The 20709-nt window shown below is 65.8% G+C and carries 23 protein-coding genes; 4 read left to right on the forward strand and 19 right to left on the reverse strand.

The genetic code is table 11. The features are described 5' to 3' along the window. Window positions 1-59: 59 nt before the first annotated feature. From AC27VE_RS05160 to surE, 5 genes are all read right to left on the reverse strand, one after another. Complete coding sequence (locus AC27VE_RS05160; RefSeq protein ID WP_006222291.1) at window positions 60-689, reverse strand: hypothetical protein; 630 nt, start codon at window positions 687-689, stop codon at window positions 60-62. A 166-nt stretch (window positions 690-855) separates the two neighbouring features. Continuing rightward, the gene (locus AC27VE_RS05165) at window positions 856-1635 is read right to left on the reverse strand and encodes a 3'-5' exonuclease (protein WP_315131908.1); all 780 of its coding nucleotides are present in this window, start codon (window positions 1633-1635) and stop codon (window positions 856-858) included. Beyond that, a complete protein-coding gene (locus AC27VE_RS05170) occupies window positions 1632-2492 on the reverse strand; it encodes a peptidoglycan DD-metalloendopeptidase family protein (RefSeq protein WP_488703207.1) in 861 nt (286 codons plus the stop codon). Before AC27VE_RS05170 ends, AC27VE_RS05165 begins: the two co-directional genes overlap by 4 nt. Window positions 2493-2509: 17 nt before the next feature. After that, window positions 2510-3334 (reverse strand): protein-L-isoaspartate(D-aspartate) O-methyltransferase, encoded by an 825-nt coding sequence (locus tag AC27VE_RS05175; protein ID WP_315131902.1) that lies wholly within the window; start codon window positions 3332-3334, stop codon window positions 2510-2512. Further along, window positions 3319-4077 carry a 5'/3'-nucleotidase SurE gene (gene surE / locus AC27VE_RS05180; RefSeq protein WP_006222295.1) on the reverse strand — a complete coding sequence of 253 codons (759 nt, stop codon included), beginning with the start codon at window positions 4075-4077 and terminating at the stop codon, window positions 3319-3321. The genes AC27VE_RS05175 and surE overlap by 16 nt, the downstream gene beginning before the upstream one ends. Before the next feature lie 190 nt (window positions 4078-4267). Between surE and plsY the strand changes: the two genes are divergently transcribed. Further along, window positions 4268-4906, forward strand: coding sequence for a glycerol-3-phosphate 1-O-acyltransferase PlsY (plsY, locus tag AC27VE_RS05185; protein ID WP_088587274.1), 639 nt, complete (start codon window positions 4268-4270; stop codon window positions 4904-4906). Window positions 4907-4965: 59 nt separating this feature from the next. On the opposite strand, the gene tsaD is transcribed toward plsY, so the two are convergent. Further along, complete coding sequence (tsaD, locus tag AC27VE_RS05190) at window positions 4966-5997, reverse strand: tRNA (adenosine(37)-N6)-threonylcarbamoyltransferase complex transferase subunit TsaD (RefSeq protein WP_488703208.1); 1032 nt, start codon at window positions 5995-5997, stop codon at window positions 4966-4968. Between the two features lie 111 nt (window positions 5998-6108). On the opposite strand from tsaD, the gene AC27VE_RS05195 reads away from it, so the two are divergent. From AC27VE_RS05195 to AC27VE_RS05205, 3 genes are all read left to right on the forward strand, one after another. Next, window positions 6109-7401 carry an NCS2 family permease gene (locus tag AC27VE_RS05195; RefSeq protein ID WP_006222298.1) on the forward strand — a complete coding sequence of 431 codons (1293 nt, stop codon included), beginning with the start codon at window positions 6109-6111 and terminating at the stop codon, window positions 7399-7401. Between the two features lie 309 nt (window positions 7402-7710). Then, entirely contained in the window at window positions 7711-8709 is a 999-nt protein-coding gene (locus AC27VE_RS05200) for an LLM class flavin-dependent oxidoreductase (protein WP_006222299.1), read from the forward strand. A 200-nt stretch (window positions 8710-8909) separates the two neighbouring features. Further along, entirely contained in the window at window positions 8910-9284 is a 375-nt protein-coding gene (locus AC27VE_RS05205; protein ID WP_006222300.1) for a thioredoxin family protein, read from the forward strand. A 60-nt stretch (window positions 9285-9344) separates the two neighbouring features. Here the strand turns inward: AC27VE_RS05205 and AC27VE_RS05210 are convergent, their stop codons facing one another. From AC27VE_RS05210 to AC27VE_RS05270, 13 genes are all read right to left on the reverse strand, one after another. Then, complete coding sequence (locus AC27VE_RS05210) at window positions 9345-9932, reverse strand: IMPACT family protein (protein WP_488703209.1); 588 nt, start codon at window positions 9930-9932, stop codon at window positions 9345-9347. Window positions 9933-9965: 33 nt separating this feature from the next. Next, window positions 9966-10772 carry a transporter substrate-binding domain-containing protein gene (locus AC27VE_RS05215; protein ID WP_488703210.1) on the reverse strand — a complete coding sequence of 269 codons (807 nt, stop codon included), beginning with the start codon at window positions 10770-10772 and terminating at the stop codon, window positions 9966-9968. A 15-nt stretch (window positions 10773-10787) separates the two neighbouring features. Beyond that, window positions 10788-11561: an ABC transporter permease gene (locus AC27VE_RS05220; RefSeq protein WP_006222303.1), complete on the reverse strand. Its 774-nt coding sequence runs from the start codon at window positions 11559-11561 to the stop codon at window positions 10788-10790. After that, complete coding sequence (locus tag AC27VE_RS05225; protein ID WP_006222304.1) at window positions 11558-12556, reverse strand: ABC transporter substrate-binding protein; 999 nt, start codon at window positions 12554-12556, stop codon at window positions 11558-11560. Before AC27VE_RS05225 ends, AC27VE_RS05220 begins: the two co-directional genes overlap by 4 nt. Window positions 12557-12623: 67 nt before the next feature. After that, window positions 12624-13394: an ABC transporter ATP-binding protein gene (locus AC27VE_RS05230; RefSeq protein WP_088587271.1), complete on the reverse strand. Its 771-nt coding sequence runs from the start codon at window positions 13392-13394 to the stop codon at window positions 12624-12626. A gap of 124 nt (window positions 13395-13518) precedes the next feature. Then, window positions 13519-14736: an MFS transporter gene (locus AC27VE_RS05235; RefSeq protein ID WP_088587270.1), complete on the reverse strand. Its 1218-nt coding sequence runs from the start codon at window positions 14734-14736 to the stop codon at window positions 13519-13521. Between the two features lie 186 nt (window positions 14737-14922). Next, window positions 14923-16527, reverse strand: a complete 1605-nt coding sequence (locus AC27VE_RS05240) for an ABC-F family ATPase (RefSeq protein WP_427959839.1) — start codon at window positions 16525-16527, stop codon at window positions 14923-14925. Window positions 16528-16732: 205 nt separating this feature from the next. Beyond that, entirely contained in the window at window positions 16733-17854 is a 1122-nt protein-coding gene (locus AC27VE_RS05245) for an LD-carboxypeptidase (protein WP_488703211.1), read from the reverse strand. Continuing rightward, entirely contained in the window at window positions 17851-18351 is a 501-nt protein-coding gene (gene tadA / locus AC27VE_RS05250) for a tRNA adenosine(34) deaminase TadA (protein ID WP_088587586.1), read from the reverse strand. Before tadA ends, AC27VE_RS05245 begins: the two co-directional genes overlap by 4 nt. 10 nt (window positions 18352-18361) lie before the next feature. Next, a complete protein-coding gene (locus AC27VE_RS05255; protein ID WP_006222310.1) occupies window positions 18362-19210 on the reverse strand; it encodes an HAD family hydrolase in 849 nt (282 codons plus the stop codon). 104 nt (window positions 19211-19314) lie between these two features. Then, window positions 19315-19827: a hypothetical protein gene (locus AC27VE_RS05260; protein ID WP_234704727.1), complete on the reverse strand. Its 513-nt coding sequence runs from the start codon at window positions 19825-19827 to the stop codon at window positions 19315-19317. A 262-nt stretch (window positions 19828-20089) separates the two neighbouring features. Then, on the reverse strand, window positions 20090-20431 hold the full coding sequence (mnhG, locus tag AC27VE_RS05265) for a monovalent cation/H(+) antiporter subunit G (RefSeq protein ID WP_006222312.1): 342 nt from the start codon (window positions 20429-20431) through the stop codon (window positions 20090-20092). Beyond that, the gene (locus AC27VE_RS05270) at window positions 20428-20709 is read right to left on the reverse strand and encodes a K+/H+ antiporter subunit F (protein WP_006222313.1); all 282 of its coding nucleotides are present in this window, start codon (window positions 20707-20709) and stop codon (window positions 20428-20430) included. The genes mnhG and AC27VE_RS05270 overlap by 4 nt, the downstream gene beginning before the upstream one ends.

Raw genomic sequence — 20709 nt, forward strand, 5'->3', positions numbered from 1 at the left:
ATGCGCGTCCGGGGTTTTGCGTCAGGCCGCGGCGCCTTCCGGCGCCACGTACGGCAGGCTTAGCTGGCCGACTGCGGGGGCGGCGGCGGGGGAACGTCGCCGGCAGCCGGCGGAGCAGGCGGCGCACCGCGGCCCTTGCCGCCATGGCGCCCTTCCATCTTGGCGTGGCGCTCCTGCATCTTGGCTTCGCGGTCCTTCACCAGCTTTGTCACTTGGCCGCGCTGCGTGTCATTCAGGCTGTCCCAGACGGCGAGCCACTGGTCACGCACCTGTTGGCCCTGCGCACGGAACTGGTCACGCGTCTGGTCCGATTGCGCCATCAGGGCGCGCGGATCCAGCTTGCCGCTGTCCAGCTGCGACTTCAAGAGGTCGTGGCGCTTCCCGCCGGAAGCGCGCATGGCTTCGTGCAGGCTGCGCTGGCCGTCCTGCGCGGTCTTGAACAGCGCTTGCTGCTTGTCATCCAGCTTCAGTTGATCGACCTGCGCCTTGGAGACGGGGCCGATGCCGGGGATGAACAGGCCGTCGCGCATGCCCTTGTGGAATTCGCCACGTGGGCCGTGGTGCATGGCGGCCGGGCCACCATCAGCGGGAGGAGGCGGCGCAGCCATGACGGAACCGGCCACCAGACCGCCCGTCGCGGCGACAAATGCAAGAGCGGCCAAATTGGAGCGAATAGCGAATCGGGACATGTTGTGTCTCCTGAAAGTGAAGAAAGCGAGACCATTGTGCGATCCGCCCGGTTTCAACCGGGTTTCGTCCCCGCCATCCATGTTTCAGTCGATTGCGCATCCACCAGACGTGAAGACGGGGCCTTGCCGGCCCCGTGCTTCGTCCCCGCGAGCCCTGCGCAACGCGTCAGGGCGCGTCCCAGGCCGCCATGTATTCCTTCCAGTGCGGCGCGTCGCTGGCGGACAGCGTGTCGCGCACCAACGCGATTTCCGCGTCGTAGGCGGTGCGGTCCAGTTCGCCGCGCAAGAAGCGGAAGCGGCAGTACACCAGCCACGTGTTGACGACGTCGGTCTCGCAATAGGCGCGGACTTCGTCGGCACGGCCCGTGCTCCAGGCCTCCCAGACCTTGCTGCCGTCCATCCCGAGCTTGCCGGGAAAGCCGCACAGCTTGGCCAGGTCATCCAGCGGCGCGTTGGCGCGGCCGTTGTACTTGGCCAGCACGTCCATCAAGTCCAGATGGCGCGTGTGGTAGCGGGCGATGTAGTTGTTGAACTTGAAGTCGCGGTCTTCTTCGCCCATGTCCCAGTAGCGCGGCGCGGGCACGCCCAGGATCAGGCTGCGGTAATGCAGGACCGGCAGGTCGAAACCCGATCCGTTCCAGCTCACCAGCTTGGGCGTGTAGCGCTCGATGGTCTTGAAGAAGCCCGCCAGCAAGGCGGCTTCGGGATCATCGGGCTGGCCCAGCGTCTTGACGCGAAACCCCTGGTCGTCGCGGAACACGCAGCCCACCACCGCCACCTTGTGCAGGTGCAGCGGCAGGAAATCGTGGCCGACGGCTTCGCGGCGGGCGGTCAGCGCGCGTTCGACCACTTCCTGGTCAGGTACCTCGGCGCCCCAGCCGTTGAGCTTGCGCAGCCCATCGGCGTCGGGGATCGTTTCAAGGTCAAATACCAGGGTTGGCGTCATTTGGCGGGCAGGTACTGCATCGGGTCGACCGGCGTGCCTTGGCGACGGATTTCGAAATGCAGGCGCGGCGACGTGGTGTCGCTTTGGCCAAGTTCGGCGATCTTGGCGCCGCGCTTGACGTTCTGGCCCGTCTTCACCAGCAAGGCGCGGTTATGCGCGTAAGCGGTGATGAAACCGTTCTGGTGTTCGACGATGATCAGGTTGCCCAGGCCACGCACGCCGTTGCCGCTGTACTTGACCAGGCCATCCGCCGCGGCGGTGATCGGGTCGCCCAGCGCGCCGGAAATGTCGATGCCCTTGCTGCTGGCGTTGAAGGTCTGCACGATCGCGCCGTTGGCGGGCCATGCCCAGTTGATGACGCTGGCATCCGCTGCGCGCGGCGAGGGCTTGACCTCGACCGGGGCAGGCGCCGGCGTAGCCGACGAATCAGGCGGAGGCAGAGATGCGACCGGCGCTTCGGGTTGATCCAGCGGCCGCGGTTGCGGCTTGGTGCTGGCGATGGGCGCGGATTGCGCGCCGCCGCCCGACCCGCCGGACATCTTCAGGACCTGGCCGACCGAGATCTGGTTGGGGTCGCTGAGGTTGTTCCAGCGCTTGACGCTTTCGATGTCCACATTGTTGGCACGGGCGATCTTGTAGAGCGTGTCGCCCGGCTTGACCACATAGCTGCCGCCCGGCTGAGCCGCCGGTGCGGGTTGCCCGCCGGTCATGTCGACCACCGGTGCACGAGTTCCTTTCGATGCGCAGCCGGCCAAAATGGCCAGGCTGAGCGCCCCCGCGATAAAGAGCGGGCGGCGCAGGCGCGTCATGGACGCGCCCATAGTCATATCGGTCAGTTGCAACTGCCCGTTGAGCATACGTTTCTCCTGTTTGCTCAAGATTGTATTCCGGCGCGTAGCGGCACAAAGCGCACGGCCTCTAATTCAGTTCGTTTCCAGCTGGCCGCGCCAGTGCGTTCGATCAGCACCAGGCGCTGGTTCGAGCCCCCTTCGGGGGCGATGAGGCGTCCACCCGGCGCAAGCTGCGTGAGCAGCGCTTGCGGAATGGCCAGGCCAGCGGCAGCCACAACGATAGCATCGAACGGGGCCACGCCGGGCAGGCCCAAGGTGCCGTCGCCATAGATCAGTCGAATCCGAGTGGTCAGCCGCAAGGCGCGCAGATGCTCGCGCGCGAGCTCGTAGAGTCCGCGGATGCGTTCAATCGAATGGACCTCGCGCACGAACTGCGCAAGCACCGCCGCCTGATAGCCGCAACCCGCGCCCACTTCGAGCACACGGGTTGGCGTGCGGTCTTCACACACGGCGGCGATCATGCGCGCCACGACCCAGGGCTGCGAGATGGTCTGCGAATGGCCGATGGGCAAGGCGGCGTCTTCATACGCGCGGCTGGCCAGCGCTTCATCGACGAACAGATGGCGCGGCACGGCGGACATGGCGTTCAGCACGCGCTCGTCGGTGACGCCCTGGCTGCGCAGACGCTGCACCATCGCCTGGCGCAGGCGGTCGGAGTTCAGGCCCAGGTTGCCGCCGGCAGCCGCCACGGGCGCCTGGGGCTGGCGCGGCAAGGTCGCCGCGGAAATGCGGGTATTGCTATTGGCGGGCGTGACGCCGGGGCTGAGCCGGCCGGAGTCATAGCGGACCGGGCTGGGCCGGCCCGGCACCGCCTGGGACACATCGGGTTGGCTTATGCGTTTGCGCATAGCGGCTCTGCCCAAGTGCGGATTTCATCCAGTTGGCTGTGCTGGGTCAGGTCCAGGCGCAGGGGCGTGACCGACACCGTGCCCTGCTCCACCGCGTGGAAATCCGTGCCCGGGGTGGCATCGGCGGCCAGGCCGACCGGGCCGATCCAGTAGACCGTGTCGCCGTAGGGCGTCGTGGTGCGCACCACAGGCTGCGACGGGTGCCGCTTGCCCAGGCGTGTGACCGCGAAACCGTGCATGTCCTCGAAACGCCGGTTGGGGATGTTGACGTTGAGCAGAACCGGCGCCGCCAGGGGCTTTGCCAGGTGCCGTTCGACGACCAGCCGGGCGGCGCGCGCCGCGGAATCGATGTGCTCCCAGCCTTTTTCGGCCAGCGAGAACGCGATGGCGGGAATGCCGAACAGATAGCCTTCGCTGGCGGCGGCGACCGTGCCGGAATACAGCGTGTCGTCGCCCATGTTGGCGCCGTTGTTGATGCCGGACACGACCAAGTCCGGACGCGTGTCCATCAGCCCCGTCAGCGCCACGTGGACGCAATCCGACGGCGTGCCGTTCACGGCGATGAAGCCGTTGGACGCGGTGCGCACCGACAGGGGCCGGTTCAGCGTCAGGGAGTTGGAGGCGCCGCTGTGGTTGGTCTCGGGCGCGACGACGGTTAAATCGCCCAAGCCTTGCAGCGCCGCTACCAGCGCTTCGAGCCCAGGGGCCGAGTAACCATCATCGTTCGAAACCAGAATTCGCATTGTGCATCCGAAAGAAAATAAAACGCGGGTGGACGTGTCGGATTGTACCGTCCGCAGCCCTACCCTGTATGTCCGTCTTGCCACCGCCTGTCGGCCGAGGCGCCGGCGCCACGCTCGATAACCCGTAGCCAGGGGTGGCGCCCGGCGCGGTAGAATCCGCGCCATTACGACAACAACGGACTCCCTTTCCATGGCGATTACCGAACCCTCCCTGGTGTTCACCGCTGCGCTCATCGTGCTGGCCTACCTGATCGGCTCCGTGCCGTTCGCAGTGGTCGTCAGCAAGCTGATGGGGCTGCAAGACCCCCGTAGCTACGGGTCCAAGAACCCCGGCGCCACCAATGTGCTGCGTACCGGCAACAAGACGGCCGCCGCGCTGACCTTGCTGGGCGACGCCGCAAAGGGATGGTTCGCGATCTGGCTGGCCGAAAGGCTGGCCCCGGGCATGGCCCCCACCGGCCTGGCCCTCGTGGCCCTGGCCGCTTTCGTCGGGCACCTGTACCCCATTTTCCTGGGGTTCAAGGGCGGCAAGGGCGTGGCGACCGCGCTGGGCGTGCTGGTGGCCATCCAACCGTGGCTGGCCGTGGCGACCGCAGCCACCTGGCTGATCATCGCGGTGTTCTTCCGCTACTCGTCCCTGGCCTCGCTGGTGGCGGCGTTCTTCGCCCCGGTGTATTACGTCTTCGGTTCGGGGCTGGCCTGGTACGCGCAACCGGCGATGGGTGTGGCGCTGGCCGTGATCGGCGTGCTGCTGTTCTATCGCCACCGCGCGAACATCACCCGCCTGATCCAGGGCACCGAAAGCAAGATCGGCGGCAAGAAGAAGTAAGCCTTGCCCCCAACGGAAATGGGCGGCCTGGCCGCCCATTGTCATGTCTGCAAACCCGTTCAAGCGATATCGGCCAAGTCCCAGCGCGGCTTGACAGTAAAGCTGTGCGCATCCGGATCCAGCGTCACGAGCCCCGCTTTCACCCGCTCGGCCGCCGCGAAAGCGATCATCGCGCCATTGTCGGTACACAGCTCCAGCGGCGGGAAATAGGCTTGTGCGCGCAGCGGCTTCAACGCCGCGGCCAGCTTGGCGCGCAGCAGCTGGTTCGCCCCCACGCCGCCCGCCACCACCAGCCGGCGCAGGCCGGTCTGCTTCAAGGCCTTGATGGATTTGGCCGCCAGCACGTCGACGATCGCGCCCTGCGTGGCCGCCGCCAGGTCGGCGCGGGTCTGGTCGTCCAGACCGCCGTCCTTTTCCGCGGCCTTGACCCGGGTCAGCACGGCGGTCTTCAAGCCACTGAAGCTGAAATCCAGGTCGCCGCTGTGCAGCATCGGGCGCGGCAGTTCAAAGCGCGACGCATCGCCCTGCCCGGCCAGCTTGGCCAGGGCCGGGCCGCCGGGATAGCCAAGCCCCATCAGCTTGGCCGATTTGTCGAAGGCTTCGCCGGCGGCATCGTCCAGCGTTTCGCCCAGCAATTCGTAGCGCCCCACGCCATCCACGCGCATCAGCTGCGTATGGCCGCCGGACACGAGCAGCGCCACGAAGGGGAAATCGGGCCGCGGATCGGCCAGCATGGGCGACAGCAGGTGGCCTTCCAGGTGATGGATGCCGATGGCCGGCAAGTGCCGAGACCAGGCGAACGACTGCGCCACGCTGGCGCCGACGAGCAAGGCGCCCGCCAGGCCCGGGCCGGCCGTATAGGCCACGGCGCCGATGTCGGACATCTGCAGGCCAGCCTCTTCCAGCACTTGGCGGGTGAGCGGCACGACGCGGCGGATGTGGTCGCGCGAGGCGAGTTCCGGCACCACGCCACCGTATTCCTGGTGCATGGCGATCTGGGTATGCAGCGCGTGCGCGAGCAGTCCCCGTTCCGTACAGACGGCTGCGACACCGGTTTCGTCGCAGGAGCTTTCAAAGCCGAGAATAATCATGGCGGCAGAGTTTACAACTGATGCGAAAATACGCCTGTTTTTGAAATCGCGGGGGCCATCCGGCACCCGCCCACAACAACCTACAAGCCTGCAAACACACTGGGGACTCGAATGCTGGAGAAGCTATTCAAGCTGCGTGAACACGGGACCACCGCGCGCACCGAGATCGTGGCCGGTCTGACGACCTTCCTGACGATGTCATACATCATCTTCGTCAATCCGGACATCCTGTCGTCCACCGGCATGGACCGCGACGCCGTTTTCGTGGCCACCTGCCTGGCCGCCGCGCTGGGTTCGCTGGTGATGGCCCTGATCGCCAACTGGCCGATCGGCATGGCCCCCGGCATGGGCCTGAACGCGTTCTTCGCCTTCACCGTCGTCAAGACGATGGGCTACACCTGGGAGCAGGCGCTGGGCGCCGTGTTCATCTCGGGTGTGATCTTCCTGATCCTGACGATCTCGGGCATTCGGGTCTGGCTGGTGAAGGGCATCCCGCATTCGCTGCGCAGCGCCATCGCCGCAGGCATCGGGCTGTTCCTTGCCATTATCGCGCTATCGAGCGCCGGCATCGTCGTCGCCCATCCGGCCACCAAGGTCTCTTTGGGCAACCTGACGACGCACGGTCCGCTGTTCGCGATCCTGGGCTTTTTCATCATCGCGTCGCTGGACGCGCTGCGCGTGCGCGGCGCGATCCTGATCGGCATCATCGTCGTCACCGTGCTGTCGATGGCGCTGGGCTACAACGAGTTCAAGGGCATCTTCTCGGCCCCGCCCAGCCTGGCCCCCACCTTCCTGAAGCTGGACATCCTGGGCGCGCTGCATAGCGGCTTCGTGCACGTGATCCTGGTGTTCGTGCTGGTCGAAGTGTTCGACGCCACCGGCACGCTGGTGGGCGTGGCCAAACGCGCCGGCCTGGTGCCGGAAGGCCGCCCCAACCGCCTGGGCCGCGCGCTGTTCGCCGACAGCACCGCTATCGTCGCCGGCTCGGCGCTGGGCACCAGCAGCACCACCGCCTTCGTGGAAAGCGCGTCGGGCGTGCAGGCCGGCGGCCGCACGGGCATGACCGCGCTGGTCGTGGCCCTGCTGTTCCTGGCCGCGCTGTTCATTTCGCCCCTGGCCGGCGCCGTGCCCGCCTACGCCACCGCGCCCGCCCTGCTCTACGTGGCCGGCCTGATGATGCGCGAACTGATCGACATCGACTGGAACGAAGTCACGGAAGCCACACCCGCCGCCCTGACCGCGCTGGTGATGCCCTTCACGTACTCCATCGCCAACGGCATCGCCTTCGGTTTCATCAGCTACGTGGTGCTGAAGACGGCTACCGGCAAGGTCCGCGACGTGCACCCGGCCACGTGGCTGGTGGCAGTGCTGTTCGTGATCCGCTACGCGTTCTTCCCCGAATAAGCCTTTCCGGGGCCACCCGCCCAAAAAGCCGCCCGGCGCCCTGCCGCGGCGGCTTTTTTGTGGGTAACGCCTGCGCAGCGTTGGGGGGGCAGCAAGCACGCAACGCCTGCGCAGCGTGGGGGTCTCCTCCACCAATCGTCGCGATAGCCCCTGGCAATACAACCCGCCCGGCCATAAGGTTGCTGCGGCCCCAGGTTGAATTCGCCGATACACTCCCCATGTATCACGGTATATGGAGTTCACCTTGCGCCTTGCCCGCTTTGCCACCGCGTTGCCCCCCTGTTCCGCCCGTCTTCCGGAGATGTCCGCATGAGCACCCTTGCGCGCATCCCCTTTTCGGTCCTGGACCTGGCCCCTATTGTGCATGGCCGTGACGCGGCCGACGCCTTCCGCAACACCGTGGCCGTGGCTCAGCATGTGGAGCGCCTGGGCTACAAGCGTTTCTGGCTGGCTGAACACCACAACATCAACGGCGTGGCGTCCAGCGCGACGGCGGTACTGATCGGCCACGTGGCCGGCCACACCAGCACGCTGCGGGTCGGTTCGGGCGGCATCATGCTGCCCAACCATGCCCCGCTGATCATTGCGGAACAGTTCGGCACCCTGGAAACGCTCTATCCGGGCCGTATCGACCTGGGCCTGGGCCGCGCGCCCGGCAGCGATGGCGCAACGCAGCATGCCCTGCGCCGCGGTCCGCGCAGCGGCCTGGAATTTCCGGCGCTGGTCGAGGAATTGCGCGGCTTCCTGGCCGCCTCGCGTCCCAATCAACCGGTGCGAGCCATCCCCGGCGAAGGCCTGGACATTCCGATCTGGCTGCTGGGCTCCAGCGATTTCAGCGCCCGCCTGGCTGCCGAACTGGGCCTGCCGTTCTCGTTCGCGGGCCATTTTTCGCCTGAAGGCATGGCGGCGATGCGCCTGTACCGGCATCTGTTCAAGCCCTCGGCCACGTTGTCGCGCCCCTACGCCATGATCGGCGTGCCGGTGATTGCGGCTGAATCCGACGAAGCGGCGCAGCGCCAGTCCACCACCCAGCAGCTGAAATTCCTGTCGCTGGTGCGCGGCAACCGCCTGCAACTGCAGCCGCCCGTGGACAGCATGGACGGTTTGTGGAACGAATGGGAGCGTGAAGCGGTCAATCAAAGACTGGGTGCTGCCATCGTGGGCGGGCCCGAGACCGTCAAGCGCAGGCTCGAGGCGCTGGTGGCCGAAACCGAGGCCGACGAAGTCATGATCGTGTCTGACTTCTTCGACATCGCGGACCGCCTGCGCTCCTTCGAAATCGTCGCGTCGTTGAAGAACGGCGCCTGAGTCCTCATAAAAACCGCGGCCTGAGCGCCGCTGACCGCGCTCTCCATAGCGCCAACCATTGCGACGCCGCCACCGGCGGCTCTACTATTGCCTTTAGAGCGCGTGGCACCTGAAGCGTCGCCGAATCAGGTCCGGGACAGGCACATCCCGGATCTCTGACACCGCCTTTTTTGCGCCGCGCTCCGCGGCAAGGATCCAAAATGAGTATTGTTGAACTCACCAAAGACAGCTTCCAGGACGCCATCACCCCCGACGGCACCCTGATCGTCGACTTCTGGGCTCCCTGGTGTGGCCCCTGCCGTGGTTTTGCGCCCGTTTTCGAGCAAGCCGCGACCGAGCACACCGACGTCACGTTCGCCAAGGTGAACACCGACGTAGAGCAGGAATTGGCCGGCGCCCTGGGTATTCGTTCGATCCCCACGCTGATGGTCTTCCGTGAGAAGGTCCTGCTGTTTTCGCAACCCGGCGCCTTGTCGGGCGGCCAGCTGAACGAGCTGCTCGCCAAGATCAAGGAAGTGGACATGGAAAAGGTCCACCAGGAAATCGCCGCGGCGCAAGACAGCCAAAACGCGTAAACATGCAAAGGGGCCCGATCAAGGGCCCCTTTCTCTGGCTCGCGCGCCGTCAGGCCGCGGTCACGACACCAGTTCCCAGGCCGAGCGCCCCCGCGTGATGTTGGCGACGGTGACCTCCAGGTCACCCACTACGCTGCGGGGCACCACGAAGCACAGCGCCACGCCCTCTTCATTGAAGTCTTCTTGTTGGATGACCGCGCCGGCTTGCGCCAGGCGCGACTTCAGCAAGGCCAGTTCGGCAAAGCCGCAGGTGCAGGTGACGGTGGCCAGGTCCACGATTTCGGTCCGTTCGCCCAGGCGCAGACAATTCGCCGCGCATCCGCCGTATGCCCGCACCAGTCCGCCCGCCCCCAGCTTGATGCCGCCGTACCAGCGCACCACCAGCACGGCCACCCGGTCCATGTCCTGCCCTTCGATCGCTTGCAGGATGGGGCGGCCCGCCGTCCCGCCGGGTTCGCCATCGTCATTGAAGCGGTATTCCTGTCCGATGCGGTAGGCCCAGCAGTTGTGGGTGGCCTCGGGGTCGCTGCGCTCGGCGAAGAATCGCATCGCTTCGTCCACCGTCGAGACCGGCGCGGCGTAAGCGGCAAAGCGGCTTTTCTTGATGTCTTCCTGATACGAGCAAGGAACGGTCAACGTGTGCGTCATGCCCGGCATTGTAAGTGCTGGCGCGAAGCCGTTCTAACCGTGGCAGTCGGCCACTTCCTGGTCCAGATAGACGTCGAACGCGACGTCGCGTGCCCATTTGGCCGTCATTGCCTTCCAGGCGCCCGCGCGGTCCCAGGCCCGCATCTCGTCCGCCAGCAAGGCGCGGCCGGCCGTGTCACCTGCCGGCAGCAGCCACACGCGTTCGCGCCGGGCGCCGTCCGCGGCCAGCGTGGACGAGAATTTCTTCCACTCGGGAAACCGCACCAGGGGTTCCCAGACGGCGTCATCCACCAGCCCGATATCGCAACTGCCTTCACGCACGGCAACCAGGGCATCGGACGGCACGCGATACGTGCGCACCACCGCCCCCCAGCTTTCGGCCAGGGCGCGGGCTTGCGTCGCCGCCTCGGCCATGCAGACGCTGCGGCCGCGTACGTCGGCTGGCTTGCGCATCGTGGTATCACTGCGGATCAGCGCCTTGGGACGCGCGCCGTAGCCCGTGGTTTGCACGGCAACGGTTTGCGGCTGGGCGCCTGCACTATCCGCCAACACCAGGTCCACCTGGCCCGCCGCCAGCGCGGCGGCGGCCTGATCGGCCGGCACCTGCTGCAGCCGCACGGGCAAACCCAGTCGCTGGCCGAGCTTGTCGGCCATCTGCGCATCCAGGCCGTCAGGGGTACGGATCTTGGCGCCCGCCGCAGGCGGCGGCGCCAGATACGGCACGCCCACCACCAGTTCGCCCCGCGCCTGAGCGGCGGTGAAGCCGGTGGATTGCGCCTGCGCGATGCCGGCAAGCAGCGTGCAGGCAGTCAGGGCAACAAGGCGAATCCGGCGAATCATGCAAGGCTCCGGCACTTAAACGTATTGATAGCGCAGCAGGCGATGCTTGAGGTTTTCAAGCACGAACTGGTCGATCAGCGCGGCAAGCACGGCGATAACCAGGATGTTGGTCATGACGCCCGTCATGTCGGCGATTTCACCCGAATAGGCCAGCGACCGGCCCAGTCCCTTGCCGAAGCCGATCAGCATTTCGGCCGAGATCAGCGCGCGCCACGCATTGCCGAACGCCAGTTGCGCACCCGTGATCAGTTCAGGCATCACGGCCGGCAGATAGACGCGTTTGACCAGGCCCCAGCGCGTGGCGCCCATGACGCGCGCCGCCGACACATGCACGCGTTGCACGGATTCGGTGGCGTTCATCACGCTGAGCGCGGCTGGGAAGAACGCCGACAACGCAACCACGACGATGATGGGCGTATTGCCGAAGCCCATCACGATCAGGAACAGCGGCACCCAGGCGATCGACGGAATCGACTGCAGGATGACGATGGCGCTGCGCAGGACTTCACGAAAGAAGAACAGCACCGCGGCGACCAGGCCGAAGCCGATCCCCGCCGCCAACGCCAGGCCGTAGCCTGCGCCCAAGCGGCCCAGGGTGCCCAGCAGGCTTTGATGGAACGATTGCTTGCCCAGGTCTTCGAACAGGCGCTGCACGACGGCAGGCACGCCGGGCATCAGGAAATCCGGCAGCGCGAACGCTGCCAGCTGCCACAGGGCAAGTATGAACAGGACGCCCAAAACGCCCGCAAGATGCTTGCGGGCGCCGGTCACTCGGGTAGACGAGCTCAAAGTTTGCGCGCCTCTTGCCAGGACAGGTCAACGATGCTGGACACGTCATACGGCTTGCCGTCGCGCGTCTTCAGCGAACCCTGGGCCTGCAGGATGTCGGCGATTTCCTGCATGCGCGCCGTATCTTTCTCGGTCAGCTTGGGCGTGAACACCTGCGTGCTGATCGCCTCGGTAATGACGGTTTCACGCGGCAGTTCGCCACGATGCAAGGTCTTGAGCGTGGGCTCGGCGATGAAGTAGGAAGCGATCAGCTTGGACGCCTGCGCGGGTTCTTTCTGCAGCAGCGTGATGGCCTGGTTCTGCGCGTCCAGCGCCTTCCAGACATCGTCCTTGCGCTTGGCCAGCGTTTCGCCCGAGGTGATCACCACCATGCACGGGAACGGCCAGGCTTGGCCCACTTCGTAGATCTGCTTGACCGGGGCCACCAGTTGCGCGATGCGATCATAGGGTTCGAACAGGAAGGCCGCGTCCACGCGCTTGCCGACCAGCGACTGCACGGCCACGGCGGGGCTCACGCCCATGACGTTGACGTCGTCGGCGCCCAGGTTGCCTTGCTTGAGCACGACGCCCTTCAACACGACGTCCGCGGTGCTGCCTTCGGCTTGGGACGCCAGCGTCTTGCCCTTCAAGCCCGCGATGTCCTTGATGCCGGAATCATCGCGCACGATCAGCGAGTGATAGCCCTGCTGCGCGCCGCCCACGACTTTCAAGTCCGCGCCCTTGGAGGCCCAGGCCACAGCGTTGGTAAAGCCCAGCACGCCAATATCCAATTGGCCGCCCACGATCGCCTTGATCAGGTCGGTGCCCGACTTGAATTCGATCAGTTCGGAGTCCAGGCCCGCCTTCTTGTAGTAGCCGCCCTCTTGCGCCACGATCGCCTGCGCGTCGTCCATCACGCGCAGATAACCCACGCGGAATTTCTCGGCGGCCATTGCGGGGGCCGCCGCCAGCAGCGCCGCAGCCAGCGGCAGGGTCAGCCATTGCTTCAATTTCATGAGAGGAGCTCCAGGGAATTCAAGATCGGCAGCGCCACGGCGCCACCGGAACGGAAATGGATGTAGGTCAGGCGGCCAGCGCCAGATCGGAGTGGGCTTGCGAGCCGTCCACCCCGATGCCCAGCAGGCGCAGGATCTCGCGCTTTTCGGCGGCCAGGTCCGACAGGTCGTGGGTCTTCTCGCGATGCGCCAGATTGAATTCGCGCAGCACGCGCGCCGGGCGCGGGCTGAAGACGACGATGCGGTCGGCCAGGAACAGGGCCTCGTCCACATCGTGCGTGACCAGCAGTACGGTCGGCTTTTCTTGCGCGATCAGCTGGCGCAGCACGTCCTGCAGGCTCAGGCGGGTCAGCGCGTCCAGCGCACCGAAGGGCTCGTCCATCAGCATCGTCTTGGGCTGCGCGATAAAGGCGCGCGCCAATGCGGCGCGTTGGCGCATGCCGCCCGACACCTGATGGGGGTAATAGTGTTCAAAGCCGCCCAGGCTGACCCGGGCTAGCCAATGGCGCGCGGCCTCGCGGGCGCGCTTCTTGGGCGTGTTCTGGAATTCCAGGGCCAGCGCCACGTTGTCTTCAAGCGTCAGCCACGGATACAGCGCGTGTTCCTGGAACACCAGCGTGCGGCTGGGGTGCGGGCCGCTGATCGCCTGGCCATCGGCCAGCACGCTGCCTTGCGTGGGTTTTTCCAGGCCCGCCGCCAAATGCAGCAGCGTGGATTTGCCGCAGCCCGACGGGCCGACCAGGGCGACCAGTTCACCGGTCTTGATTTCGCTGGTAAAGCCGTCCACGACGGGCAGGTCGCCGAAGTGCTTGTGGACGTGGTCGAAGGTCAGGTTCATGGAACGAATCGTGGGCGCGCGTGGGAACGAGGCCTAAATCTAACAATTCGTTATATGAATTCAAACGATCAATATTGAATGTCTTAACTTCTTTTGGTTATTAACCGCCGCCCTAGGGTCTCTGCTACGCCATTGCCCGCTGGCGGACCGCATGGCGCTGCAAGCCGAAGGCAATCAGAAAGCCCACCAGCACGGCGACGGCGGCCGACAGGAAGATGGACGGGTAGCCGTAGCCGCTGGAAATGTAGCCCGCGACAGGCCCGGTCACGCCCAGGGCCAGGTCCAGGAATGCCGAGTACGCGCCCAGCGCCGCGCCGCGGCTGCCGGCCGGCACGCGTGCCACCGCCTCCACGCCGATGGCGGGGAATACCAGCGCAAACCCGCAACCGGTCAGCGCCGCCCCCAGCAAGGCGGCCGTGGGATTGGGCGCCAACCACAGCAGCAGCAGCCCTGCGGCTTCGACCAGGAACGAGACCTGCGCCACGCGGAAGCCGCCGAAGCGCGTGATGGTGCCCGCAAACAGCAGGCGCACGCCAATGAACGCGCAGCCGAAGGCGCTGAGCGCATGCGCCGCCCCCTCCCAGGAGAAGCTGGCGTAGTACAGCGCCACGAAGGCCGCCAGCGTGCCGAAACCCACCGACCCCAGCCCCAGCGCCATGCCGTGCGGGAAGACGCGCATGACCACGCTCTTGAACGCCATGCGGTGGCCGCCCACGATCGCCACGGCGGCGCGCGATACCGCCATGCCCAGGCCGGCCAGACCCAGTAGTAGCACCATGCCGCCCAACGCACCCATGCTCCATTCGGTTTCCAACTTGACGCCCAGCGGCGCGCCCAGCGCCAGGCCGCCGTAGGTACAGATCCCGTTCCAGGAGATGACGCGGGCGGTGTGCAGCGGGCCGACCCGCGCGATCGCCCAGGTGGCCGAACCCGTGCCGACCCAGCTTTCACCGAAACCCAGCGCCAGCCGGCTGATGATGATGGCCGTCAGGCTGAGCCACCCGCTGCGTTCGAAGGCATAGGCCAGCAGCAGGAAAACGCCGCTGGCCGCGCACGCCACCATGCCGATCACGACCGTCTGCTTCGGCCCCACGGTGTCGGCCATGCGGCCTGCGTGTGAGCGGCTGAGCAGCGTCGCCACGTACTGCACGCTGATGGCCAGGCCGGCCAGCACCGAGCCATAACCCAGGTTTCCGTGCACATAGCCCGGCAGCACGGCCAACGGCAAGCCGATGGCCAGATAACAGATGAAGGTGAAGAACGCGATGGAAACGATGCGCGCGGTCAACGCATACGTCCCGATGGGCGCGCCATCGGGCGTGGTGTGGGGTGTGGGAGACATGAATCGGAAAGGCGGGCGAGGTGCGTTTTGCACCAGGGTTTACCCGGATGATAGCGCACGCCATATTGCAGCGGGCTGAACGTCCGCGGGCCCACACATAACAAGGCCCGCCCCGATCGGAGCGAAGCGGAAGCTAGCCCATTGCCCCGCCGCCGGTGCGGTGGGGCAATGGGCGTCAAGCCGGAATCAGGCCTCGATGCCGCGCGATTCCAGATAGTCTTCGTAGCCGCCGCGGTAGTCGATGATCTCGCCCGAGGGCAGGATTTCGATCACGCGGGTGGCCAGGCCCGACACGAATTCGCGGTCATGGGACACGAAGACCAGCGTGCCTTCGTACTTTTCCAGTGCGAATTGCAGCGATTCGATCGATTCCATGTCCAAGTGGTTGGTCGGCTCGTCCAGCAGCATGACGTTGTGCCGGCCCAGCATCAGGCGGCCGAAGGTCATGCGGTTCTTTTCGCCGCCCGACAGCACCTTGGGCGCCTTGGGCAGATCGTCCGCCGAGAACAGCAGGCGACCCAGCACCGAACGGATCGATTGGTCGTCATCGCCCGGCTGACGATGGTCGCCCATCCAGTCCAGCAGGTTGATGTCGGTTTGCAGGAACTGGTCCGACACGTCCTGAGCCATGTAGCCCAAATCGGCGTTATCGGACCACTTCACCGAACCCGAGTCCGGTTGCAATTCGGTGGCCAAGAGGCGCAGCAAGGTCGTCTTACCCACGCCGTTGGCGCCGATGATGGCGATCTTTTCACCGGCATCGACCATGGCCGAGAACTTGGTGATCACCGGCGCATCGTAGGCCTTGGTCAGGTTCTCGATGGTGACGGCCAGGCGGTGCATGACCTTGTTCTGTTCGAACCGGATGTACGGGTTCTGGCGCGACGACGGCTTGACCACGACCTGGTCGGCCTTGATGCGGTCGATCTGCTTCAGGCGCGAGGTGGCCTGGCGCGACTTGGACTTGTTGGCGGCGAAGCGGCGGACGAAGTCCTGCAGTTCAGCAACGCGTTCCTTGGCCTTGGCGTTGTTGGACACCAGGCGCTCGCGGGCCTGGGTCGAGGCCAGCATGTAGTCGTCGTAGTTACCGGCGTAGATGCGGATCTCGCCGTAGTCCACGTCAGCCATGTGCGTGCACACCTGGTTCAGGAAGTGGCGATCGTGGCTGATGATGATCATCGTGCTCTGGTAGCTGTTGAGCACGTTTTCCAACCAGCGGATGGTGTTGATATCCAGGTTGTTGGTGGGTTCGTCCAGCAGCAGGACGTCGGGGTTCGAGAACAGCGCCTGCGCCAGCAGCACGCGCAGTTTCCAGCCCGGGGCGACTTCGCGCATGGGCAGGTTGTGCTGGTCCACGGCGATTTCCAGGCCCAGCAGCAGTTCGCCGGCGCGCGCTTCGGCGGTGTAGCCGTCGTACTCGGCGAACTTGGCTTCCAGGTCCGCGGCGCGCATGTAATCGTCTTCGGTCGCTTCCGGGTTCGCGTAGATCGCGTCGCGCTCGGACATGGCGTCCCACATTTCGGTGTGGCCCATCATGACGACGTCCAGCACGCGCAGGTCTTCGAACGCGAACTGGTCCTGGCGCAGCTTGCCCAAGCGCACGCCCGGCTCAAGCGACACGTTGCCGGCGGACGATTCGAGGTCGCCGCCGATGATTTTCATGAACGTAGACTTACCGGACCCATTGGCCCCGATCAGCCCGTACCGGTTGCCTTCCCCGAACTTGACGCTGACGTTCTCGAAAAGGGGCTTGGGACCGAACTGGATGGTGAGATTGGCTGTGGATATCACGGTGTATTTGAGTCTGAGGGCGTCCGAAGACGCATGCGAGGAAACCCGATAGTGTAGCAAATGGGGCTGCGGCCCCGATTTTCAATCTTCGGCCGGGAACATCAGGACCGGCGCTACCCTGCCCTGATCGGGTTCGTCTCCGAATGAAAACGCCCCCGAGTCCGGCCAGGGCCGGACGTCGAGGGCGTGCCGCCGATGGCGATGATCAGTGGTGGTGTTCGTCCAGCACCAGGTGCGCCAGGCCCTTTTCGGTGGCGATGCCCACCTTCTGGCCGATCGGCAAGGTGGCCTTGGTGGCCACATGTCCATAAGGCAGACCGGTGATGACCGGCACCTTGACCGTCTTGCGCAGCCAGGCCACGACTTCGTGCAGGTCATAGCCCTTGTCGTGGGGCGCCAGCTTGTAGTCCGAGAAACGGCCCAGCACGATCGCCTTCTGCTTGGCCAGCACGCCGGCCTGCCACAGCTGGATCAGCATGCGTTCGACGCGGTACGGATGTTCGGCCACGTCTTCCAGGAACAGGATGCCGCCGCGGATCTTCGGAAAGTACGGCGTGCCCAGCAGCGAGGTCAGCATGGCCAGGTTGCCGCCCCACAGGATGCCGCGGGCATCGACGGGGTCTGCGTCCTGCGTTTCGAAACTGAGGATCTCCAGTTCGCCGCGCATGACTTCGCCAAACAGCGCTTCGGTCAGGTCATCGACCTTCTTGCCGCCGAAGTCCGCCACTGCGGTGGCGCCGGTGTAGCTGACGGCGCCCGTCTGCGCCAGGAGGCCCAGGTTGAAGGCAGTGAAGTCGCTCATGCCCACGAAGCGCTTGCCGCTGTCGGCCATCGCTTTCCAGTCGATCTGGTGCAGCAGCCGGCCCATGCCGTAGCCGCCGCGCGTCACCATGACGATGGGCAGCTTCTGCTTGGCGGCGCGCGCCAGGCTAGCCAGACGCTGCGCGTCGGTGCCCGCAAAGCGCTGGTGTTCGGCATAGGCCGTGCGGTCCAGGGCGGTCTTGAAGCCCTGCTGCTGCAGGCGTTCGCGCGCCAGTTCCACCGTGGCGGGATCGCGCACGGCCGCCGACGGCGAGATCAGGTAGATGCCGCGGGCGTCCGGCAGCGTGTGGCTGTGCCCGTGGTCATGGCTGTGGTCGTGGCCGCAGTTATCGTCGCAAGCGGGGCCGTGATCATGGCCGTGATCATGATCGTGGACGGCCGTCTTGGCCGCCGTTCTGGCCGCGGGCTTGGCGGCCGTTCTTGCGGCGGGCTTGGCGGTGCGCTTGGCTGCGGCGTTGCCGGCGGCGGCCTTGGTGCCCGCCTTGGCGGCTTTGGGGGTGCTCATGCTATGGATTCCTTGGCGCGGCGTTCGCGGAAGAACCGGCGCAGCAGGTCGCCGCAAGGTTCCGCCAGCACGCCGCCGGTGACTGAAGTGTGATGATTGAGTTTCGGGACCGACCCGACGTCCAGCACGCTGCCGCAGGCGCCGGTCTTGGGGTCGTAGGCGCCGAACACGACGCGCGCCAGCCGCGCGTGCAGCATGGCGCCGATGCACATGACGCAAGGCTCCAGCGTGACATACACGGTAATGCCCGGCAGCCGGTAGTTCTCCAACTGGCGGGCGGCGCTGCGCAAGGCCACGATTTCGGCGTGGGCGGTGGGATCGTGGTCGATGATGGTGCGGTTGTAGCCGCGCCCCAGGATTTCGCCCTTGGCGGACACGACCAGCGCCCCGACGGGCACCTCGCCAATGTCATAAGCGGCCTGGGCTTCTTCGAGCGCCAGGCGGATGTAGCGGGCGTCTTCTTCGGTCCACGGCGTCACGGGCGTCGCGGCCGTCAGCGAACCGGCCTCAACCACGGTACACCCGGGACTTCAGCGCGATGCGCCCGGCCAGGCTGGTCACAGCCTCTTCCAGCCACTGGTAGAGCTCGGCCTGTTCGTCGTAGCGGGCCTGGTTCAGGTTGGACACCCGCCCTTCTTCGATGAAGCCCCAGGCGCGGCTGCGCTTGTCTCGGTGCTTCGGGTCCCAGACGCCGAAGGCGAAACCGCCGGCGCGGCGGATCAACGAAAAGCAAGGGATGTCGGTGTAGCCGTCGCCGACGAACACCATCTGGTCGAACGGCACGCGCAAGCGGTCTTCGGGCACCTTGCGGTTGACCTCGAAGGGCTTGTTGCGAAAGTCGCGCCCGATGATGCCTTTCTGGATGTGGAACAGATAACGCGTCTTGTCGGTGAAGCTGACGATGCGGCGCGGGAACGTGATGCCGCCGTCGTCGCCGTAGACGAATTCGGACGCCCAGATTTCAGTGAATTCATGCGCGATGGGTGTGGAGCGGACCACGTCGCCGATGCCGCTGGAGATCAGGTAGAACTCCAGCTGCACCTGCGGCTGTTCGGCGCGCACCGCCGCGCGCAGGCGTTGGAACAAGGTCGGCACGCCGTCGTGCAGCTCCAGGCGCGAGCCCCATTCCTGTAGGCGCTGCTGCGTAATGCGCCCATGCGTGCCCGCCTGGGACAGCTGGATCATTTTGTACAGATAGGCGGGGACGGGATCCCAGTCCTGCTTGGACAGCAGCGGATCGACCTCGTCTTTCCAGAACGAGGCCGTGTCTACGCCGATGCTTTCCAGGAAACCGGACGTGCTGTCCGAGGCCAGCGTGTCGTCGAAATCGAAAATCAGGGCGATGACGTCGGACATGGATGCGTGAATAAAGGACGGAATAAGGGCGGGAAAAGCGCAACAGCCGCCATTTTGCCTGAATGCGGCGGCGGCTGTGCGTCGTACCCGGCCCTACGCGGCCATTATTGGCGCATCGGGGCGCTCATGGTGCCGGTGCCGGTGCCCGGGGCGGGCGCCATGCCGGGAGCAGGTGCCATGCCAGGCGCCGGCGCCGTGGTGGCCGGCGGGACCGTGCCAGCCGGAACCTGGATCACCGTCTCACGCAACACCCCACCCCCCTGGACGCTGCCGCGCACATTGGTGGGCGAGCTCATCTGCGTCAGGCAGTCCTGGCGCGATTCCGCGGGCAGCCGGTTGCAACGGTCGACCATGTTCTGCTGGTGCTGGTCGGTGGAGCCTTCCTTCAGATTCTGGCGATTGGCTTCATCGCGCGCGGCGCCGGCTTCGCGCATGCACGTCGCGCGGTCCTGGTTGGTATTACCGCTCTTGCATTTCGCCACGTCCTGCTCGTACTGGGACTGGATGGCGGCGCGGCCGATCGCATCTGCCGCGTGGACCGCGCCCGCGGCCAACATCAAGCCCGCCGCGCAAAGGGTTGCTGCGAGGCGTTTGGTATGCATGGGTCGTACGTTCATGGCCAGCTCCTTGATGAGAATTGAACCGTAAGCGGTCAAGACCACCTGCCCGTCCTGCCGCTTGCTTGCACCTACTATCCCACGATGCGGCGTCGGGGACATGTCCAGCAACTTGCATTCGTAAGGTTACGTATCAAGCACCTTTTTTGCCTTGGGGCGGCCCGGCGGCAAAAAAACAGGGCCGCTTGGCCCTGTTGTTGATGCCTGCGGCGGTGCAGCATGGCATGTCGCGTTCACATGCGGTGGCGCTTGTTACCGGCCGTCAGCGGGCATCCAGGTCCGCGTCGGCCTTGGTCAGCCGGTTGCGGTAGGTGGCCGCGCGCATCAGCAGCATGGCCGTGACGGGCGACGACACGACCAGCAACAGCGTGATGATCACTTCGTGGAACACGGGGCGCGCCGACAAGGCCGAGAACACCAGGATGGACGCCGCCAGCACGCAGCCGCAACCCAGGGTGTTGCCCAGCGTGGGCGCATGGATGCGCGCGTAGAACGTGCGAAAACGCAGCAGGCCTGCCGAGCCGGTCAGCGCCAGCAGGCCGCCCAGCACCAGCAGGATGCAGGCCGGGATGCCGGCCCACAGGGGGATGGCGGTTTCGATCATGGCTCGATCACCTCGCCGCGCAGCAGGAAGCGCGCCATCGCAGTGGATCCCACGAAGCCGAACAGTGCGATCAGCAACGCGATATCGAAGTACAGCGACGCCCCCGATCGGATGCCGAAGACCAGCATGGTGAGCATGCCGTTGATGTACAGCGTGTCCAGCGCCAGGACGCGGTCCTGCGCCGTGGGGCCGCGCAGCAGGCGGATGGCGGCAAACACCATGCCCAGCGCAAAGCACACCAGGGCAAAGGACGCCGCCCAATACAGTGCGGTGTTCAT

The sequence above is a fragment of the Achromobacter sp. 18P8.1.1 genome (assembly GCF_057799415.1).

Excerpts from the sequence above, each read along its gene's own strand:
- AC27VE_RS05160 (WP_006222291.1), bottom strand. The coding sequence starts at position 689 with ATGTCCCGATTCGCTATTCGCTCCAATTTGGCCGCTCTTGCATTTGTC.
- AC27VE_RS05165 (WP_315131908.1), bottom strand. The coding sequence starts at position 1,635 with ATGACGCCAACCCTGGTATTTGACCTTGAAACGATCCCCGACGCCGAT.
- AC27VE_RS05170 (WP_488703207.1), bottom strand. The coding sequence starts at position 2,492 with ATGCTCAACGGGCAGTTGCAACTGACCGATATGACTATGGGCGCGTCC.
- AC27VE_RS05175 (WP_315131902.1), bottom strand. The coding sequence starts at position 3,334 with ATGCGCAAACGCATAAGCCAACCCGATGTGTCCCAGGCGGTGCCGGGC.
- surE (WP_006222295.1), bottom strand. The coding sequence starts at position 4,077 with ATGCGAATTCTGGTTTCGAACGATGATGGTTACTCGGCCCCTGGGCTC.
- plsY (WP_088587274.1), top strand. The coding sequence starts at position 4,268 with ATGGCGATTACCGAACCCTCCCTGGTGTTCACCGCTGCGCTCATCGTG.
- tsaD (WP_488703208.1), bottom strand. The coding sequence starts at position 5,997 with ATGATTATTCTCGGCTTTGAAAGCTCCTGCGACGAAACCGGTGTCGCA.
- AC27VE_RS05195 (WP_006222298.1), top strand. The coding sequence starts at position 6,109 with ATGCTGGAGAAGCTATTCAAGCTGCGTGAACACGGGACCACCGCGCGC.
- AC27VE_RS05200 (WP_006222299.1), top strand. The coding sequence starts at position 7,711 with ATGAGCACCCTTGCGCGCATCCCCTTTTCGGTCCTGGACCTGGCCCCT.
- AC27VE_RS05205 (WP_006222300.1), top strand. The coding sequence starts at position 8,910 with ATGAGTATTGTTGAACTCACCAAAGACAGCTTCCAGGACGCCATCACC.
- AC27VE_RS05210 (WP_488703209.1), bottom strand. The coding sequence starts at position 9,932 with ATGACGCACACGTTGACCGTTCCTTGCTCGTATCAGGAAGACATCAAG.
- AC27VE_RS05215 (WP_488703210.1), bottom strand. The coding sequence starts at position 10,772 with ATGATTCGCCGGATTCGCCTTGTTGCCCTGACTGCCTGCACGCTGCTT.
- AC27VE_RS05225 (WP_006222304.1), bottom strand. The coding sequence starts at position 12,556 with ATGAAATTGAAGCAATGGCTGACCCTGCCGCTGGCTGCGGCGCTGCTG.
- AC27VE_RS05230 (WP_088587271.1), bottom strand. The coding sequence starts at position 13,394 with ATGAACCTGACCTTCGACCACGTCCACAAGCACTTCGGCGACCTGCCC.
- AC27VE_RS05235 (WP_088587270.1), bottom strand. The coding sequence starts at position 14,736 with ATGTCTCCCACACCCCACACCACGCCCGATGGCGCGCCCATCGGGACG.
- AC27VE_RS05245 (WP_488703211.1), bottom strand. The coding sequence starts at position 17,854 with ATGAGCACCCCCAAAGCCGCCAAGGCGGGCACCAAGGCCGCCGCCGGC.
- AC27VE_RS05255 (WP_006222310.1), bottom strand. The coding sequence starts at position 19,210 with ATGTCCGACGTCATCGCCCTGATTTTCGATTTCGACGACACGCTGGCC.
- AC27VE_RS05260 (WP_234704727.1), bottom strand. The coding sequence starts at position 19,827 with ATGAACGTACGACCCATGCATACCAAACGCCTCGCAGCAACCCTTTGC.
- mnhG (WP_006222312.1), bottom strand. The coding sequence starts at position 20,431 with ATGATCGAAACCGCCATCCCCCTGTGGGCCGGCATCCCGGCCTGCATC.
- AC27VE_RS05270 (WP_006222313.1), bottom strand. The coding sequence starts at position 20,709 with ATGAACACCGCACTGTATTGGGCGGCGTCCTTTGCCCTGGTGTGCTTT.